Source organism: Agrobacterium sp. MS2 (genome assembly GCF_003261015.1).
GTDB lineage: Bacteria > Pseudomonadota > Alphaproteobacteria > Rhizobiales > Rhizobiaceae > Agrobacterium > Agrobacterium pusense.
In genome coordinates this window covers 12238-28327 of the sequence record NZ_QLNF01000043.1, presented here as the reverse complement: position 1 = coordinate 28327, position 16090 = coordinate 12238, and the positions used below count along the sequence as shown (strand labels likewise).

The following is a 16090-nucleotide window of genomic DNA, read 5'->3' as shown; positions in this document are numbered from 1 at the left end:
GGTCGCGAGCGACGATGCTGATCTGAGGTTGGTCCGAGAGCCAGGCCTGGGCCGTCGACGGCTCCCGATCCGGCAGGAGAGCAATGGTTTTGCGCCGTTCCAGATCGCAGATGATGGTCCCATAGCGTTGATTTCGTCGCCACGCCCAGTCGTCGATACCGATCACGGTGGGTGGGACAAAGCGCGGACTGCCGCGTCGCCGCACGACGCGCAGCAGCGTATCGTTGCTGACCGGCAACATCAGCCTTTTGGCAAAGGTGGCCGCTGGCCTGCCACCCAGTGCAAGTCCGAGATGATGGACGATGTGGTCGAGCCTGGCGGTTCGCCGCGCCGAAGGCGCGAAGCAACCCTTTCGGGACATCGAGCGAACCAGTCTTGCTTCGCTGATACGGGTTAACCAGCCGGGCCATCGATAATGGGCTCCGCTCTTCTAATGGCGGTGAGCTGGACCTACTCGATAAATTCGACCATGACGCCCGGCTTGACCATGCCGGCCAGTTCCTCGACGTCCCAGTTGGCCAGCCGAACACATCCATGCGATCCAACCTTGCCTATCAGTTCCGATTCAGGCGTGCCGTGTATGCCGTAGGTCGGCTCCGTCAGGTCGATCCACACGGTACCCACAGGACCGTTCGGCCCGCTCGGCAGCTCAAGGATTTTCTTGTTGTTGCCCTGCTGAAAATTGATCTTCGGGTTGTATGTGTATGTCGGCATCCGCGAGACGCCCTTGACTTTGTGCGTGCCGGTCGGTGAGGGCGAATCCTCACTGCCTATGGTCGCCGGATAAACCGCCAGCAGTGAGCCGTCTTCGGCAAAAGCGAAAACCTGCGCCAGTTTGCGATGAACCTCGATCCGCTTGACCGATCCGGTCCTGGCAGCGCCGGGAATGGCGACAGCGATCGTTTCGCCCGGCTTGAAGGCCGCCGTCGGATTGAGGGCCTTGATCAGCGCGATATGCATGTGGAACCGCTCGGCCAGCTTCTCCGCAATGCTGGTGTAGCCGAGATGCTCCATCCTGGCCTGTTCGGCATAGTCTTTCGGAATGCTCTCGACGATATCCTTGCTGTCTTCCTGAATGATGGCATAGGCCTGGATGGCCGGGGCATCATCGGTCAAGCGGCCCAATACGTCGGGATCGAGCTTCCCATCCACTGGCAGACGTTGAAGCGCCTCGAAGCCGGCGATCGCTTTCGTCAGGTTGTCGCCGAAATACCCGTCGATGACGCCCGGCGATGAACCAGCCCGGTCGAGCAGGACCTGCAGATGCACGATGGCGGGATTGGGCTCGGTCTGTTTTTCCGCCGGCGCCTCGATCGGAAGGGACGCGATCGCCGCGGTATTGACGGCTTGTGCGTCGATCGGCGCTGCAAAGGCTGGGGAACAGAGCGTTAGAGCGGCGGTCAGTGAAAAGTACCGAAAGGCATTCTGCATGGAGGCTACCGATAAATTAGGGAGCGACTCTCCACCCGGTGGATGGAGAGGCTTCATTGGAGAAAGGTCAAGCAAGGAAGAAGGCCGCCGTTTCCGGCGGCCTTCATCTTGTCAAATCGTGCGGCGAGTGGTGGTTTCGGCCAGAAGCAACGCCTTCTTCGTGCCGTAGGAACCGCCGAACCAGGCCGCCACGGCCCCGAGCAGGAGGGCGAAGAAGCCCAGGATCGCGCCGGCCGACACTGCCTTGGTGGCCGTCTGCGCCGCCTCGAGCGCCTGCTGCTTGGCCGCAGCAACATTGTCGCGATAAGTCTTCTCGTACTGCTCGACCTGGGTGCGGGCCTGATCGACCGGGATGTTCTGTGCCTTGGCGATCGCATCAGCGGCACGATTGCGGGCATCTGCGGCCTTTGCCTGGTCACCGGTCACGGCAGCCTGGACCGCCGACACCGCAGCGTCACGCAGGGCTGCCGGATCGTTGCCGCCGGACGCATTGCGGATCTGTTGCTCGATCCCCGCCATCGGGTTGGCCGAGTTGGCGAGGGCAGGGGCTGCCGCCGTGGCAGCGGTTGCGGCCGTCTGGCCAACACCGCCGACAATGCTCGACAGACCGCTGAACGCGCCGCCGATGAGGGCACCGACCGACGTGGTCAGCAGGTAGAGGATGACAAGAGTGGTGACAGCCCAGGTGGTTACGCCCTGATACCCGCCGGTCGAGCGGCTCGGACGTCCGGAAAGGCGGCTGGCGGCATAACCGCCGACGAAGGAAGCAATGATACCGGCCACAACGAACCACGCGCCACCGGCAATGGAGAAGGTGCTCGCATTCGGGTTGTCGTAGGTTGCCGGATCGATCACGGCGGCGCCAATGCCCACGCCCAGAAGATTGAGGAGGAACTGGACGGCAAGCGCCAGGACGACCCCGGCGAAGATCGCGCCCCAAGACACCTTATGCAAAGTGGCTGTAAGGGAGGGGTCGACATAGGCCGCTTCGCGCGACACGTGGACTGAGACAGGTTCGGTCATGGTGCATCCTCTTCATCACGGGAATGTGAGTGCCATACTAACGCCGCAATCGCCGTTCGGTTCCCGTCCAGCAGGATAGAAAAAAGACCGGCGATGGGATCGCCGGTCTCTGCTGCAGTTACATCGAACGAACCGCCTTGATTAGTCCTTGCGGACAACACTGTCGGATCGTTCATCTTCGACTTCCACCTCGGTGCGGCGAACGCTGTCGCTGATGGTTTCCTCGCGCTGCTCGGCGGTCTTGCGCAGAGCGATCTCTTCGACAACACGCGCATCCTTAGAGACGACTGCCTCTTCATGACGTTCTTCTGCCTCAATTGTGCGGTCGACGAACGCGTTTTCCGTTCCAGTCACCGGGCGATCGACGGCGCGGCGCTCGATGCTGACGTTTTCGTCGCGCAGCGATACCTGTTCGCTGACAGGATTTTCGACCACGTAAGAACGGACACGCACGCGGCCATGATTGAGGTCACGCTTGCCGACGCGAAGCTCTTCCTCGACCACCGGGATAACCTCTTCACGGCCGGCCTCCAGAGCTGCCGTTCCGGTTGCGCTGGCACGATTGGCGGAGGCGCCATACGAACTCACGGTCTCCTGCTGGTTCCACCCTTCCGAGCGCCAGCTCTCTGCGCGCTGATCGAGATCGATGCTGCCCTCGTCATCGAGGATATCGATAACCTTGTCATAAGAGGCGGCGGTGACGTTGCTGACCGTCACAAGATAGCCACCGCGGCGAAGACCTTCGGAATAGACGGCGCGGTCCTCGTCGGGAAAGAAGAAGTCTTCCAGCTTCTCCCAGAAGCCCTTGTGCTCGGAGGCAACTTCAGTCGAGGTTGTAGACTCCTTTCCGGCGACGACGCGAATGCCGTCGCGGGCAATCCCGGCTTCCGCAAGGCGTTCGACGGCGGCATCCGCATCGCTGCGGTTTTCGAAGAAGGCCGTCACCGTGTTCGATGACGAGGCGCGGTAGGACGATGTGGTTTCGCTGTAGGTCATGAATTTCTCCTTTTCTCGGATTGATAATTAGCTCAGGGGTCGTCGCGCTCGATGGTGGCACGTTGCTTGCGCAGTTCGACCGGAATGGAAACGTCGTCAGTGGTGGCGACGCGGCGGATGTGGATCTCTTCGACCAGCATAAGGCGCTTTTCGACAACGAGAACCTCCTCCATCACAGGTATAATGGTCACGTCACCGTCCGTGCGAACACCCGGCGCTTCTGACACTTCACGTCCGATTGCCACACGCGTGACCTCGACATTCTCGCTGTCTAGGCGTGCTTCCGCTTTCTCGGTGACAAACTCGGTTTTGGTGGTGACGCGAACGCGGCCGTCTATGACGGCGCGCTTGTCGATGACAAGCTGTTCTTCGATCAGCGAGAGTTTCTCGTCAGGCTTGGTCATCCGCATTCCAGATTGTTGCGACAAGCATTGAACGAGCGGAATCCAACTTTGTTCCTTGGAAAAGGTCACACGTCACCAGCTGCGCAAAAATCGCCCAAGGCCGGAACAAAGTATTGACGCAGTGATTTTGTCGCTCACGAAGCAAGGTTGGATAAGCATGGTCAATATTCTGATCGTCGAAGACCAGTGGCTGTTATCGAGCGCGGTCGAAGAGGCAGTGTTGTCGCTTGGGCATGAGGCCATCGGGACGGCAACCACGGCAAAGGAAGCGTACGAGCTTGCCGACAAGGCAGAAGTTGCATTTGTCGATGTCAATCTCATCGATGGTGCGACCGGACCGGAAATCGGCCGACGCCTGGCGGCAGACGGCGTCACCGTCGTCTTCATGACCGGCAACCCGGAACAGCTTGGCTCAGGCGTCGATGGCGCCCTCGGGGTGATCTCAAAGCCGGTGATGGACCTTGAATTGGTCGAGACGATCCAGTTCGCAACGGATCATCACGCCGGGCGGGACTGTATCGCTCCTAAGCGGTTTATTGCGTTTCATTGACGACGACTACTCGGCGATACCCTTCTATTCGTCGAGCTCGTTTCGTGTGACGCTCGCCAACTCGTGGAGCCCCTCGGCGCGGCCTGGCTCCTCGTCAGCGGCCAGAATAACCGCGTAGAAGGCGGCCCGAGATATTTCTTTTTTAGACGCAGCAGCGTGTTTCTTTCTGACCGCGTCTACGAGATCCTTCGGTCGCATTCCCGGGAGAGCGAGTTCGGCGATCGTCCGCGCGATATCCTCAATGTCTGATGCCAGTTCTCTTGCCATCACCTTCTCCATTCGAAGATGAGATAGCGAAGGGAGATGACAGCGCGATGTCAGAACGCGTCTGGTCCGCTCAAAGTCAGATTTGCATTCTCAGGCGCGTTTCCGGATGCGTCAGGTCAGGCCTTACCCCCAACGATACGTTTCGCCGCTCAAGCGAGAGTGTGTAGGCGGGTAAATTCCGTCAACTTCCCGACTGAAGCCGCATCTTGCGCAAACGCTCGGTCTTCAGCCGCCGCTCCTCCGCCTCCGCCTTGATTGACGCCATGGCGCTGTTATGCGTTGCGTCGAAGCGTTGCTTCCTGTCCGCCAAGGAACTCTTCTCGCGGTTTCGTTTTTGTGGAATGTCGTCATCTTTCGATCACGATGAACTAATGCTCAGCAAAACAGCGACAAGTAGAGGGGGACGTCAACAAGAGGAATGTTCGACAGGGTACGGTGCTGATGCACCATCGGAACTTATCGTTTCGGGATGACGTTATCTGGCACCTCATCCTGGAGAGCCCCGATGGCCGACGATCCCAAATCTTCTTCACCCGCAGTTCAGGCTTACGAGTTGGAGAAGGCACGACAGCGGCAAGAGGAGGACAAGGGCGATCTCGATAAAGGCCTCGAAGATACCTTTCCCGCGTCGGATCCTGTTTCTCACACGATCACCTCCGTCCCGGCAGGCCGCACCGATCCACAAGAGGCTGAGCGCGTCAAAGCCAGTGCTCCTGAGAACCAGCAAAGCGACGGTTTTGCAAACAGCGTTCGCGGCTGGATCAAGGAAAACCCGCTCACTGCTGTAGCCCTCACAGCTGCGGTCGCCTGGATCTTTGGCGCGACCCGCTAACCGGGACGACGGATGTGAACACCTCAATTGACGGCCCGCTACCCGCGCCCCCTTCCGGGCACGCCACGTCGCGTCCGACATCAGGCTCGGTTCTGAAGAAGCTTGGCCCTGGCCTAATCACTGGAGCCGCCGACGACGATCCAAGTGGGATCGCAACCTACTCCCAGGCCGGCGCGCAGTTCGGCTTCAACATGCTTTGGACCATGTTGCTGTCTTATCCGCTGATGTCGGCAATCCAGCTTGTCAGCGCCAGAATTGGCCGCGTGACCGGATCGGGGCTGGCGGTCAACATGGGTGCCATCTGGCCGAAATGGCTCGTCACCGGGTTGGTCTGTCTGCTATTCGTTGCCAACTGCATCAATATTGGCGCGAACCTCGCGGCGATGGGTGCGTCGGTCGAGCTCGCGACGGGAATGCCGAGCCTGCCGATCACCATCTTCTTCGCCCTCTTGTCACTAGGGCTGCAGATGTTCATTCCCTATGAGCGATATGCCAACATCCTGAAGTGGCTGACGCTGGTCCTGTTCGCCTACATCGCCGTCCTGTTTGTGGTAAAGATCGACTGGATGGCGACGTTGAAAGGATTTGTCTGGCCAACCTTTCCCTTGAACACCGACAGTTTCACCGTGGTCGTTGCGATCCTCGGCACGACAATCAGTCCGTACTTGTTCTTCTGGCAGTCGAGCCAGGAGGTGGAAGAGATCGTTCGCAGGACGAAGCCAAGCCGCTTGAGGAGGCGCCGCGTCAAGCTCCCAAAGAGCTCAACCGGATCGAGCTTGATACCCTCGCGGGTATGGCCGTTTCCACCATCGTCGCTGTCGCGATCATGATGTGTGCGGCTGCGACACTGCACGCTAATGGCAAGACGGATATCAAGTCGGCGGCTGATGTCGCCGAAGCGCTGAAGCCGATCGCCGGCAATTTTGCCTTTGTCCTGTTCAGCCTCGGCATCGTTGGAACCGGATTGCTGTCGATCCCGGTACAGGCTGGCTCTGCGGCATATGCCTTCGCCGAAACGCAGGACTGGATCTGTTGGTTTACATTGAGGAGTTGATCATGCCCAAACTTGCGCTGTACGTGCCATTGAAGGCCAGGCCCGGAAAGGAGAGCGATGTCGCCGATTTCCTGACCTCGGCGTTAGCGCTCGTTCAAGCTGAGCCCGGTACCCTGACTGCGTATTCCGGTGATGCCGGACAAGCGCTAAACCGGAGGGGGATCACCCACCCGGAGGGCCGAGACGTATTTCATGGAAATGCGGCCGGTGCTGCAGGCCGCAGGCCGAAGCATGGGGAGACGGGTTTAGTGCTTGTGGGGGAGAGAGGGCAGAGCGCCTTTCTCCCCTCTCAGTGCGCTGAATAAATTCGCCTTCCGGCCCGAAGGATATATTCCGGCACAGATAGCTGCCAGGCGGCTACGCGCCGTCATTTCCGTCATTCGAGGGCGCCAGAACACATCCTGGAAGCAGTCATTCTCCACTATGGAGCTATCGCTGCCTGTATCGGTAGCTCAAGCGTGAAAACGCTGCCCAACCCCGGACCATCACTCCATACCGAAACATCGCCGCCGTGTAACTCCATGAGTTGTTTGACGAGGGCGAGGCCGATCCCAAGTCCCCCATGAGCATGATTCCGATGCTCTTCGACTTGCTCGAACATCCTGAAAATTGCGCCAGCGGCCTCGGCACTGAGGCCGAGACCATTGTCAGTGACGCTGATGCGATAGGTGCGCGGAAGTAATTCCAGCGCTACCTCAATCTGACCGCCCATCGGCGTGTATTTTGCGGCATTGTTCACGAGGTTTGAAACGCACTGCGTCAGCCGAACCTTGTCAGCGAACATCATGCACGGCTGATCCGGAACGTTGATGGACAAAGCATGGTTTCGCTCCTCGATTGCCTCTTTTGTCATATCCAGCGCGGAGTGAATGGCATCTCTCAAGTCAAAGTCAGACTTTACGAGATTGATTTTGCCCTGCGTTATCCGTGACACATCGAGCAGGTCGTCAACGAGCCTGATGATGTGGTCCATCTGTTGGTGCATGAGGCCATGGATCTGCTCCACCTTGCCAGCATCCGGCTTTCTCGAAAGAAGCTTCAGCCCGCCATTGAGAGCGGCAAGTGGGTTGCGCAGTTCATGGACGAGAACGCCGATGAACTCGTTCTTACGCTTGTCGGCGAGCTGAAGCGCGCGAGTCTGTGCCTCGAGAAGGTCGCGCTGTTCGGAAATCATTTTACGCTGACGATAGAGCTCTGCAAAAATCTCTGCCTTGCTGCGCAGAATATCCGGCTCGATCGGTTTTTGAATAAAGTCGACGGCGCCCGCTTCATATCCCTGGAACCGCCGCTCGGCTGTATGGGTACCGGCAGTCACGAAAATGATCGGAACCCGCCGTGTCCGCTCATTGCCTCGCATAAGTTCGGCAAGTTCGAAGCCGTTCAGTCCTGGCATCTGAACGTCAATCAGCGCCAGTGCCACATCATGTTGGAGCAGAAGCTCGAGAGCCTCATCGCCGGACCGCGCCTTCAATAGCATCAGCTCGTCGCGTTGTAGCAGAGCTTCCAGAGAAAGCAGGTTCTCTGGAAGGTCGTCAACCAAGAGGAATTTGACGTCAGTGTTCATTTTCGATGTTCTGCAAATAGGTTGAAATCTTCGACAAGGTCAAAACTTGAGCGCTTGGGCATGCGCGGATGGCAGCTTCGGGCATGGCCCGAGCGAAAGCCTCGGACGGATCCTGAACGATTGCCGTTCCGCCAGAACGAACGACGGCCGAAAGGCCTTGGGAACCGTCATGATTGGCGCCCGTCAGGACAATAGCTGTCAGTTGGCTGCCCCAGGCGTCTGCCGCGCTCTCGAATGCCACGTCGATCGATGGCCGCGAGAAGAGAACCTCTTCCTCGCTGGATAAAGCGACATGCGTTCGCCCCTCGAGCGACAAATGATAATTAGGGGGCGCGAAGTAGATGAACCCGGCTTCCACGGGCTCCTTGTCTTCCGCCTCGATCGCGCGAAGCTGACATTTGAGGTCAAAAATCGCGGCCAGCACACTGCGTTTGTTTGGCGGTAAGTGCACCACGACGAAGATAGGATACGGATAAGTCGCAGGCAGTGGCGGCAATATCATGGACAGCGCTTCCAGCGCCCCAGCGGAGGCGCCGATGATGATCGCACCGTTCGGATTGTCCTTCACGAGCCGATCCTCTGATAGATCTTCTCATCTCGGACGAACTCCCGGAAGCCATCGGCGTGTGCCGAAAACCGCAGTGTTTCCTTCGAGCCCAGCCCGAGAAAGCCGTTGCGTGGCAGCGCATCCCGGAAAAGACCGACAGCCCTGTCCTGGAGATCCCGGTCGAAATAGATCATGACGTTCCGGCAGGAGACCAGATGCATCTCACCAAAGACCTGGTCCGTCACAAGAGTATGATCTGAGAACACGACATTGCGCCGCAGGCTTTTGTCCAGGATGCACCGGTTGTAGCCCGTCGTGTAATAGTCAGACAAAGATCCCTTGCCGCCGGAGTCACGATGGTTCTCGGTGAACAATCTGACCCGTTCGATGTCATAAATTCCGGCTTCCGCCTGGGCGAGGGCCTCTGGATTGATATCCGTCGCATAAAAGAGGGTTCGCTCCTCAAGCCCTTCCTCGCGAAAAAGGATGACAAAGGAATAGAGCTCTTCGCCCGAACTGCATCCGGCAATCCAGATCTTCAAGGAGGGGTAAGTGCGAAGATGCGGAACGACCTTCTCCCGGATCGCCGCGAAGTAGGACGGGTCGCGAAACATCTCGCTGACCTGGACCGTAAGGAAGCGGAGCATGTCGTCAAGCATCTCGGGATGATGAAGGACGCGCTCCTGCATGGCTGAGATGGTCGCAAAGCCCAACTGTTCGCGTGCCTGGCGCAACCGCCGCCGGATCGACGACATGGCGTAGCTGCGAAAGTCATAGTGGTAGCGATGATAAAGCGCCTCCAGCAGCAGCCGGATCTCTATATCCTCCACCTTTTCGAACGTCTCCGTCATTGCGGCATCCAGACGCGCACGAGAGACAGAAGCTTTTCGACGTCAAGCGGCTTTGCCATGTAGTCATTGGCGCCGGCTTCGATGCAGCGCTTCTGGTCGTCCGGCATGGCCTTTGCCGTCAAGGTGATGATCGGCAACTTCTGCCATGCTGAGTTCTTGCGGATGTGGCGGGTAGCGGTGAGGCCATCCATGACCGGCATCATTACATCCATCAAAACCAGATCGATCCGCCCGTCTGGGTTTGTTATCGATTGCTCCAGTTTTTCCAGCGCCTCCTCGCCGTTTCTGGCGATATCGACGATCACCCCGCGTGGTTCGAGGATGTTGGTCAGGGCGTAGACGTTGCGCACGTCGTCCTCGACGATCAGAATGCGGCGCCCTTCCAGCAGTTCATCGCGATTGCGCGCTTTGCGGATCATTTGCTGCTGCTCGTCCGGCAGCTCGGAGACCACCTGGTGCAGGAAGAGGGTAACTTCGTCGAGAAGACGCTCCGGCGATTTTGCACCCTTGATGATGATAGATTTCGAGTAACGGCGAAGTCTCTGTTCTTCTTCGGACGAGAGAACGCGTCCGGTGTAGACGATGACAGGCGGGAAGGAATGCATGCCCGCTTCGCTCAACGTTTCCAGAAGCGCAAAGCCGGATGTATCTGGTAACGACAGATCCAGCACCATGCAGTCGAAGGTCTGTTCAGCCAGCAACGAGATGCACTCTGCCGCAGTCCCGGCCCCCACCGTTTCGACGTCATGCGACGACAGGAGTTTCGACAGAGCGTCCCGTTGAACGGCGTTATCTTCAACGATCAACACGCGCCGCAGCGTTTGTTCGGCTTTCGCGCCTAGGGACTCGATCATCGACACCAGGTGATCGCGTTGTACGGGCTTCAGCGCGTAGCCGACGGCGCCCAATGAGAGAGCCCGGTCGGAATAATCTTCGGCGGAGAGGATGTGGATCGGAATATGGCGCGTCCGCACGTCACGCTTCAGGCGGTCAAGCACCGAGAGGCCGGATTGATCCGGAAGACCGACATCGAGCAGGATGGCGTTCGGCAGATACTGATGGGCGAGTTCCAGGGCTTCTTGAGCGGTTCCGGCTACGAGCGCCTGGAACTTCAGCTCACGGGCGAGATCGCGCAGGATGAGTGCAAAGGATTGATCGTCCTCGACAATCAGCAGCTTGCGGGCCGTCGGCTCGGATGCTGCACGGTCGTCATCGACGATTGCGACTGCCTTCGGCTTTTGTGCAATGGTCTCTGCTTCAGCGCGCAAGACGGGTTCTGCAGCGGACGCGACGGGCGGGGCAAAATCCTGTTTCGGAGCCTGGACCAGCGCACTGTCGAACTCGGCCGGAATGACGATGGTAAACGTGCTGCCTTGGCCGAGCTTGCTCTCCAGCCGGAAGCGGCCGCCGAGCAGGCGCACTAGTTCGCGGGAGATCGAAAGCCCGAGCCCGGTGCCACCGAACTTGCGGCTGATGGTGCTGTCTGCCTGATGGAAGGCCTCGAAGATCCGCTTCTGCTGTTCTTCGGCAATCCCGATGCCGCTGTCCTTGATCGCAAAGGCCAGTTGATTGTCGCCGTGACGGCTGACCGCGAGCGACACACTGCCCTTCTCCGTAAACTTCAGGGCATTCGCCAAAAGGTTCTTCAACACCTGCTCCAGGCGCTGCGGATCGGTCTGGATGACGGCCGGCACGCCGGCCTCCACGGAGACGTTGAGCTGGAGGCCCTTGTTGGTTGCGAGCGGTTCGAACATGTGGCGCAGTCCGTTGACGGTCCGTTCGATGGACACCGCTTCCGGATTTATCTCGACATGGCCCGCCTCGATCTTGGAGAGGTCGAGAATGTCATTGATCAGATTCAGGAGGTCATTGCCCGAAGACTGGATCGTCTGGGCGAACTGGATCTGCTGTGCCGTTAGATTGCCTTCGGAATTGTCGGCCAGAAGTTTGGCAAGGATGAGCGAAGAGTTGAGTGGTGTGCGCAGCTCATGCGACATGTTCGCCAGGAAGTCCGATTTGTAGCGGCTGGCAAGTTCCACTTCCTTTGCCTTGGCTTCGATTGCGTCCTTTGACCGTTCCAGATTGTCGCGCTGCCGTTCCAGTTCCTCCGCCTGTTCTTCAAGCTGGGAGTTGGTCTGTTCGAGTTCCGCCTGCTGCTGTTCCAGGCGGGTTTGCTGTTCGCGAAGCGCGCGCCCCTGTTCTTCGAGCTCTTCGTTGGAAACGCGCAGCTCCTCGCCCTGCACCTGCAGCTCTTCCGATTGCCGCTGGGTCTCTTCCAAAAGAGCCTGGAGGCGGGTTCTGAATTCCGCTGATCGGATGGCGACAGCAATCAGCTCTGAGACCTGTTCAAGAAGCACTAACGTCTGATCGCTGATGGGAGACAGGAAGCCGAGTTCGAAAACGCCTCTTATGTCCCCTTCAACGATCGCAGGCGCCAAGGCGAGATAACGTGGCTTCTGCTGTCCAAGAGCCGAGCCGAAGTTGATATAGCCATCCGGAACCTCGCCAACCGCGATCGGACGGTGATCCCGCAACACATGGCCGAACAAGCTGTCGTTTTGGCCAAAGCTCGTAGGCAGGATCACGTCTGCAGGTACGCCGTGGACGGCCATGCGATGAAAGCGGCCGGCATTTTCGACATAAATGGCACCTGCAACGGCACCGAGATAGTTGGTGAGGAAGCCCAGGATGTTTTCGCCAAGTTTCGCGATTTGCTGCTCACCGCTGACGGATGCAGCCAAGCCCAATTGTGCATCCCGCAACCACTGTTCGCGCTTCTGCGCCAGAGTGGATTTTCTCACCAGTGCGGAGATCGCGAGGGTCAGGACGATGCCAAGCAGCCCCGAAGCTAGCGCGCTCGCCCAGGCAATAATGTATGACGCATTCATCTCCTCAAGGCGCTGGCTCCGCTCTTCACCAGCCTCGTTACGCAGTTGGGAGATGACGTTGCGGATGCCGTCCATGTCGCTGCGGCCGCGGTCTGATTTTACAAGGGTCAACGCTTCGACGGACCCTCGTGTCTGGAAGACCTCCAGTGTTAGCGCCATCACTTCAAGTTTGGACGAGACAAACGCTCGGAGTTCCTCGACACTCCCACGTTCGCGCATCTCGGCTGTGGCAGCCGAGCTGATTGTGTCCATTCGGCTCTGAACCTGTGGGAGGGCACGGTGATATGGCGCAAGATAGGCCTCCTCAGAGGTCAGGAGAAAGCCACGTAATCCCGTTTCTGCATCTTGTATGTCGATCAAAAGCAGGTCGAGCGCCACCACAAGACCATGCGTTTGCGTCACTCTCGCATTGCTGTCTCTGACGTTCTGGACTGTGTAAACGGTTAGCGCGGTGCTGATGACGAAAAAGAAGATCGCGGTCGCTGCGCCGATGAGGGCATTTCGCTCCAGACCGAGCATTCTGTTGCCTGTCAGTGCGGATGTTTTTCTGTGCATCAGAAGGTCTCTAAAAACTCGGTCAGATGATATTATCACGTAAGAGTGACGGCATCGGATACGGGAAATGGCTAGCGGGGTCGCAAAGCGTGTGGTTGCTGTGTCCCATCCACTCCCGCCGATCACGTCAACTTGAATAGAGTCCTAGGTAGCAATAATTTTATGAGCAAAGCAAGATTACGCTAAAAATGGAACGAAATGAGTTGCTTGCCCTTCAGGGGTTGGCCCATTCGCCGCAACGTCACGCAAGGAAGCTCAGCGGCTTCACGGTGGAGTACCTTCAACCAGAGTTGGGTGCTGCTTTCAGTTACGACTGGACGAGCGACCTCCATTACCATGACATTGTCCTGGAAGATGGGGGCATACGTGCAGGGGATGGATTGGAGGACAACCGCCGTGACCTCCGCCACACGCTGACTTATGTCCCGCGGGGTGCACGCGTCACTGGCTGGTCCGAACTCCAAAGGCGGAACAACTCGTTCGCAGCTATCTATTTAGATCCGGCAGCTATCCGGCAGGAGCTGGACACTCGCTTCGCCGAACATGTCGATGAAAAGGTTTATTACCGAAGCGACGAAGTCGCGGGATACCTGCGCCAATGGGCCGGCCTGCTAAAGCGAGATCATTCTGATGCTCTATACGAAGAAGCATTGGGCCTGATCACGATCTTGGCGATCCACAAAGCAACAATGCCGGCATTGAGACAGCCGCCGCCCCTTGGCAGAGCGCCTCTGGCTCTGATCGACGAGTTTATCGAGGAGAACCTTGGCTCAGATCTCAGCCTATCGAGCCTTGCTGCACTCGCGGGCCTAAGTCGGTTCCATTTCAGCAGGGCCTTCAAGGCGTCCACCGGAGAGACCCCATACCAGCACGTGCTCCGACGTCGAATGGAAAGGGCACGATTGCTCTTGGCCGCAGGAGAAATGCCCATCGACGAAATCGCCAGCAGGCTGGGCTTTCAGGATAGCGCGTATTTCAAAAGGACTTTCAAATCATGGGTTGGAATGAGTGTGAAAGAGTTCAGGGACCGGATGTAGGTCCTCACTGAAGGCTTCGCGCGCTTCAATAGTTCGCCCAATAAGAGCAGACTGTCTGCCTGCGCCTGCGCCTGCTTCGCAGCTAGGAACTCTGCGAACTCTCTCTGGCCAATCGTGGCTAGACGAGAATTGAAATGGGTATCTCACAATCGGCCCTACCAAACCGCGTGGACCGGCTTGGAACGCTGGCAAACAAGTTGGCGTCAGCCAACCTTCAAAAATCCCCGTTTGGGCAGTCCGAATCAAGATCTGTAGAAAGGCGTTAGGTTGCTGCATCAATCTTCGCAAAAAGATTGCAAACTAGTCCCGGGTCCCAGTTTTCTGGAACATCAAGCCGTGTTCGGTGGATATTGAATATTGGTGAATGAAGGAACAACTATGCGAAAAATCGGTCGAGTGCGGGAAGTCTGGCGCTATCCGGTGAGTTCTCTTGGCGGGGAGACGCTCGCCTCGATCACCGTGTCGCCCGAGGGCATCGCAGGCGACCGACGGTTCGCGCTGTTCGATCCGGAAACCGGCCTCGCCGCCGCCCCCGAGAAGGAAACGCGCTGGCGTCCTGCCCTCTTCATCACCGCCTGGCAACCGGCCTCCGGACTGCCGGTGCTGCGCTTTGCCGACGGCGCCGAACATGCGCTCGACGACGGTGCATTGCCGGACCGCCTGGCAGAGCATTTCGGCTTCCCGGTCGCGGTCGGGCTCGTCGGGTCTGGCGATTACCGCTTCCCCGTCGTCTCCAATCGTTACAAGCCAGCGCCGCTTCACCTTGTGACGACCGCTTCGACGGAGGCGCTTGCCGCGGTAACAGGCCTTCCGCCACTCGACGCAAGACGGTTCCGCCCCTCCGTGCTGATCGAAACGGAAGAAGGCGAAGGTTTCATCGAAAACGAGTGGGTTGACCATACGTTACGCATCGGAGACACGGATATCCGCGTCACCGAGGCGTCGCGCCGCTGTGGCATGACGCTTGTCGCACAGCCCGGCATGGCGGAAGAGCCCGATGTGCTGCGCGGGATCATGCGCCACAACAAGCGCAATCTCGGCGTCTATGCCACGCCCACCGAGGGCGTGACCATCAGTGTCGGCGATGCCGTCTATGCCGAGATCTGAAAGAGCGGCGTTTCCGCCTGCGAGATATCCTTGAGGATTGCCCGGCCGACAGTCTCGCCGATATCCCGGGCACTGGTGATGCCCTGAACGAAGGGCTCCTTGTGCAGGAGGAAGGCGATTGCCGCGCAATAGAGCCGGCCTTCCGACATCAGGCCGAGACGCGGGCGATAGAATTCATCGACATCGATGCCGCCGGTGCGCACCATATCGGGATCGCGATCGAGCGACATGATCGCCTCGACCTTGGGCGTCGCGGCTTCGCGCACGCCTCCCTGATCGACAAGCGTCGGAAAGGGGAGATCCGTCGCCGAGAGGGTTTCCTGACCGGTCGCATCGATGAAGGCGCCGAAGCGATGCACCGTGCCTGACACCTCGACCTCTGCGCCCCGCTCCAGACCGACCTCGGCCGTGCGGATCGTATAGTCTTCGCCGAGCCGCAGGATGGACAGTTTGCCGACACGCGACAGCGCGAGCAGACGGCGGATCGACATCAGCGGCACGGTTGCATAGTCGTCGATGAAGATGCCCTTGAAGTGGCGGTGGAAGCGCTTGAGGTCTTTCTCGTCCAGATGCGGAATGACGCGCGCGACAATCTCGTGGGTGATCAGGATCGCATAGCGCCACGGCACGGTATAGCGCTTCACCCTATTGTCCTCGGCCTCGGCCAGGTTCTTCGCGGCCCAGACGAACGGATCGCTTTCGGCTCGGTCGGCATAGTAGGCGGCTGCGAAGGTCTCGACGGTCAGCTGCGAAAGGCCGATGCGGGTGGCATAATCCGGGTCGCGGGCGACGATTTCTCCGCGGAACAGCTCGAAGACCTCATCGAGCAGGTCGTGACGACCTGTCGCGATCAGCGCGTCTATGGCCTCTTCCGTGCAGACGAGCGGCGTCACATAGGGCAGCGGGCAGTAGAAGTCGGCCTCCGGCAGGATGCCCTTGCGGGACATCAGCGTCGCGCGAAAATCCTCAGTCCCGGCAGCCGGC

The 16090-nt window shown here is 58.8% G+C and carries 17 protein-coding genes and 1 pseudogene; 6 read left to right on the top strand and 12 right to left on the bottom strand.

The window, feature by feature from the left end:
• The 5 genes and pseudogenes from DOU54_RS15075 to DOU54_RS15055 form a co-directional block, all read right to left on the bottom strand.
• Positions 1-424 (bottom strand): annotated as a pseudogene (locus tag DOU54_RS15075) (ISL3 family transposase); the annotation flags it as partial.
• 26 nt (positions 425-450) lie between these two features.
• Positions 451-1431, bottom strand: a complete 981-nt coding sequence (locus DOU54_RS15070; RefSeq protein WP_113731513.1) for a L,D-transpeptidase family protein — start codon at positions 1429-1431, stop codon at positions 451-453.
• A gap of 111 nt (positions 1432-1542) precedes the next feature.
• Entirely contained in the window at positions 1543-2454 is a 912-nt protein-coding gene (locus tag DOU54_RS15065; protein ID WP_113731512.1) for a PhnA-like protein, read from the bottom strand.
• A gap of 141 nt (positions 2455-2595) precedes the next feature.
• Positions 2596-3450 (bottom strand): YsnF/AvaK domain-containing protein, encoded by an 855-nt coding sequence (locus tag DOU54_RS15060; protein WP_024895857.1) that lies wholly within the window; start codon positions 3448-3450, stop codon positions 2596-2598.
• A 32-nt stretch (positions 3451-3482) separates the two neighbouring features.
• Positions 3483-3854 (bottom strand): YsnF/AvaK domain-containing protein, encoded by a 372-nt coding sequence (locus tag DOU54_RS15055; RefSeq protein WP_279795944.1) that lies wholly within the window; start codon positions 3852-3854, stop codon positions 3483-3485.
• 55 nt (positions 3855-3909) lie between these two features.
• On the opposite strand from DOU54_RS15055, the gene DOU54_RS15050 reads away from it, so the two are divergent.
• A complete protein-coding gene (locus DOU54_RS15050) occupies positions 3910-4404 on the top strand; it encodes a response regulator (protein WP_125269917.1) in 495 nt (164 codons plus the stop codon).
• 24 nt (positions 4405-4428) lie between these two features.
• Here DOU54_RS15050 and DOU54_RS15045 read toward each other — a convergent pair whose 3' ends face one another.
• Positions 4429-4671 (bottom strand): hypothetical protein, encoded by a 243-nt coding sequence (locus DOU54_RS15045; protein WP_113731509.1) that lies wholly within the window; start codon positions 4669-4671, stop codon positions 4429-4431.
• 181 nt (positions 4672-4852) lie between these two features.
• Positions 4853-4981 (bottom strand): hypothetical protein, encoded by a 129-nt coding sequence (locus DOU54_RS28150; protein ID WP_279795943.1) that lies wholly within the window; start codon positions 4979-4981, stop codon positions 4853-4855.
• Positions 4982-5176: 195 nt separating this feature from the next.
• Here DOU54_RS28150 and DOU54_RS15040 point away from each other — a divergent pair, with 195 nt between their 5' ends.
• From DOU54_RS15040 to DOU54_RS28145, 3 genes are read left to right on the top strand one after another with little or no spacing between them, the layout of a single operon-like run.
• Positions 5177-5503 (top strand): hypothetical protein, encoded by a 327-nt coding sequence (locus tag DOU54_RS15040; RefSeq protein WP_052114311.1) that lies wholly within the window; start codon positions 5177-5179, stop codon positions 5501-5503.
• Between the two features lie 14 nt (positions 5504-5517).
• A complete protein-coding gene (locus DOU54_RS15035) occupies positions 5518-6333 on the top strand; it encodes an NRAMP family divalent metal transporter (protein WP_279795942.1) in 816 nt (271 codons plus the stop codon).
• On the top strand, positions 6297-6557 hold the full coding sequence (locus tag DOU54_RS28145) for a divalent metal cation transporter (RefSeq protein WP_279795941.1): 261 nt from the start codon (positions 6297-6299) through the stop codon (positions 6555-6557). The genes DOU54_RS15035 and DOU54_RS28145 overlap by 37 nt, the downstream gene beginning before the upstream one ends.
• Positions 6558-6978: 421 nt before the next feature.
• Here the strand turns inward: DOU54_RS28145 and DOU54_RS15025 are convergent, their stop codons facing one another.
• From DOU54_RS15025 to DOU54_RS15010, 4 genes are read right to left on the bottom strand one after another with little or no spacing between them, the layout of a single operon-like run.
• Entirely contained in the window at positions 6979-8121 is a 1143-nt protein-coding gene (locus DOU54_RS15025) for a hybrid sensor histidine kinase/response regulator (protein WP_072492898.1), read from the bottom strand.
• Positions 8111-8689, bottom strand: a complete 579-nt coding sequence (locus DOU54_RS15020) for a chemotaxis protein CheB (RefSeq protein WP_072492897.1) — start codon at positions 8687-8689, stop codon at positions 8111-8113. The genes DOU54_RS15025 and DOU54_RS15020 overlap by 11 nt, the downstream gene beginning before the upstream one ends.
• On the bottom strand, positions 8686-9519 hold the full coding sequence (locus tag DOU54_RS15015; protein ID WP_113731508.1) for a CheR family methyltransferase: 834 nt from the start codon (positions 9517-9519) through the stop codon (positions 8686-8688). Before DOU54_RS15015 ends, DOU54_RS15020 begins: the two co-directional genes overlap by 4 nt.
• Positions 9516-12962 (bottom strand): response regulator, encoded by a 3447-nt coding sequence (locus tag DOU54_RS15010; RefSeq protein WP_113731507.1) that lies wholly within the window; start codon positions 12960-12962, stop codon positions 9516-9518. Before DOU54_RS15010 ends, DOU54_RS15015 begins: the two co-directional genes overlap by 4 nt.
• A gap of 188 nt (positions 12963-13150) precedes the next feature.
• Here DOU54_RS15010 and DOU54_RS15005 point away from each other — a divergent pair, with 188 nt between their 5' ends.
• Positions 13151-13999 (top strand): helix-turn-helix transcriptional regulator, encoded by an 849-nt coding sequence (locus DOU54_RS15005; RefSeq protein ID WP_113731506.1) that lies wholly within the window; start codon positions 13151-13153, stop codon positions 13997-13999.
• Between the two features lie 378 nt (positions 14000-14377).
• Entirely contained in the window at positions 14378-15106 is a 729-nt protein-coding gene (locus DOU54_RS15000) for an MOSC domain-containing protein (protein ID WP_113731505.1), read from the top strand.
• Here the strand turns inward: DOU54_RS15000 and DOU54_RS28135 are convergent.
• Positions 15091-16090, bottom strand: a 1000-nt coding sequence (locus tag DOU54_RS28135; RefSeq protein ID WP_502695967.1) for a Rossmann-fold NAD(P)-binding domain-containing protein, incomplete at its 5' end; no start/stop codon positions are given. The genes DOU54_RS15000 and DOU54_RS28135 overlap by 16 nt on opposite strands.

Bases quoted from the DNA above. Each gene is read 5' to 3' on its own strand.
- DOU54_RS15070 (WP_113731513.1), bottom strand. From the start codon at position 1,431: ATGCAGAATGCCTTTCGGTACTTTTCACTGACCGCCGCTCTAACGCTC.
- DOU54_RS15065 (WP_113731512.1), bottom strand. From the start codon at position 2,454: ATGACCGAACCTGTCTCAGTCCACGTGTCGCGCGAAGCGGCCTATGTC.
- DOU54_RS15060 (WP_024895857.1), bottom strand. From the start codon at position 3,450: ATGACCTACAGCGAAACCACATCGTCCTACCGCGCCTCGTCATCGAAC.
- DOU54_RS15055 (WP_279795944.1), bottom strand. From the start codon at position 3,854: ATGACCAAGCCTGACGAGAAACTCTCGCTGATCGAAGAACAGCTTGTC.
- DOU54_RS15045 (WP_113731509.1), bottom strand. From the start codon at position 4,671: ATGGCAAGAGAACTGGCATCAGACATTGAGGATATCGCGCGGACGATC.
- DOU54_RS15040 (WP_052114311.1), top strand. From the start codon at position 5,177: ATGGCCGACGATCCCAAATCTTCTTCACCCGCAGTTCAGGCTTACGAG.
- DOU54_RS28145 (WP_279795941.1), top strand. From the start codon at position 6,297: ATGGCCGTTTCCACCATCGTCGCTGTCGCGATCATGATGTGTGCGGCT.
- DOU54_RS15025 (WP_072492898.1), bottom strand. From the start codon at position 8,121: ATGAACACTGACGTCAAATTCCTCTTGGTTGACGACCTTCCAGAGAAC.
- DOU54_RS15015 (WP_113731508.1), bottom strand. From the start codon at position 9,519: ATGACGGAGACGTTCGAAAAGGTGGAGGATATAGAGATCCGGCTGCTG.
- DOU54_RS15010 (WP_113731507.1), bottom strand. From the start codon at position 12,962: ATGCACAGAAAAACATCCGCACTGACAGGCAACAGAATGCTCGGTCTG.
- DOU54_RS15005 (WP_113731506.1), top strand. From the start codon at position 13,151: ATGGAACGAAATGAGTTGCTTGCCCTTCAGGGGTTGGCCCATTCGCCG.
- DOU54_RS15000 (WP_113731505.1), top strand. From the start codon at position 14,378: ATGCGAAAAATCGGTCGAGTGCGGGAAGTCTGGCGCTATCCGGTGAGT.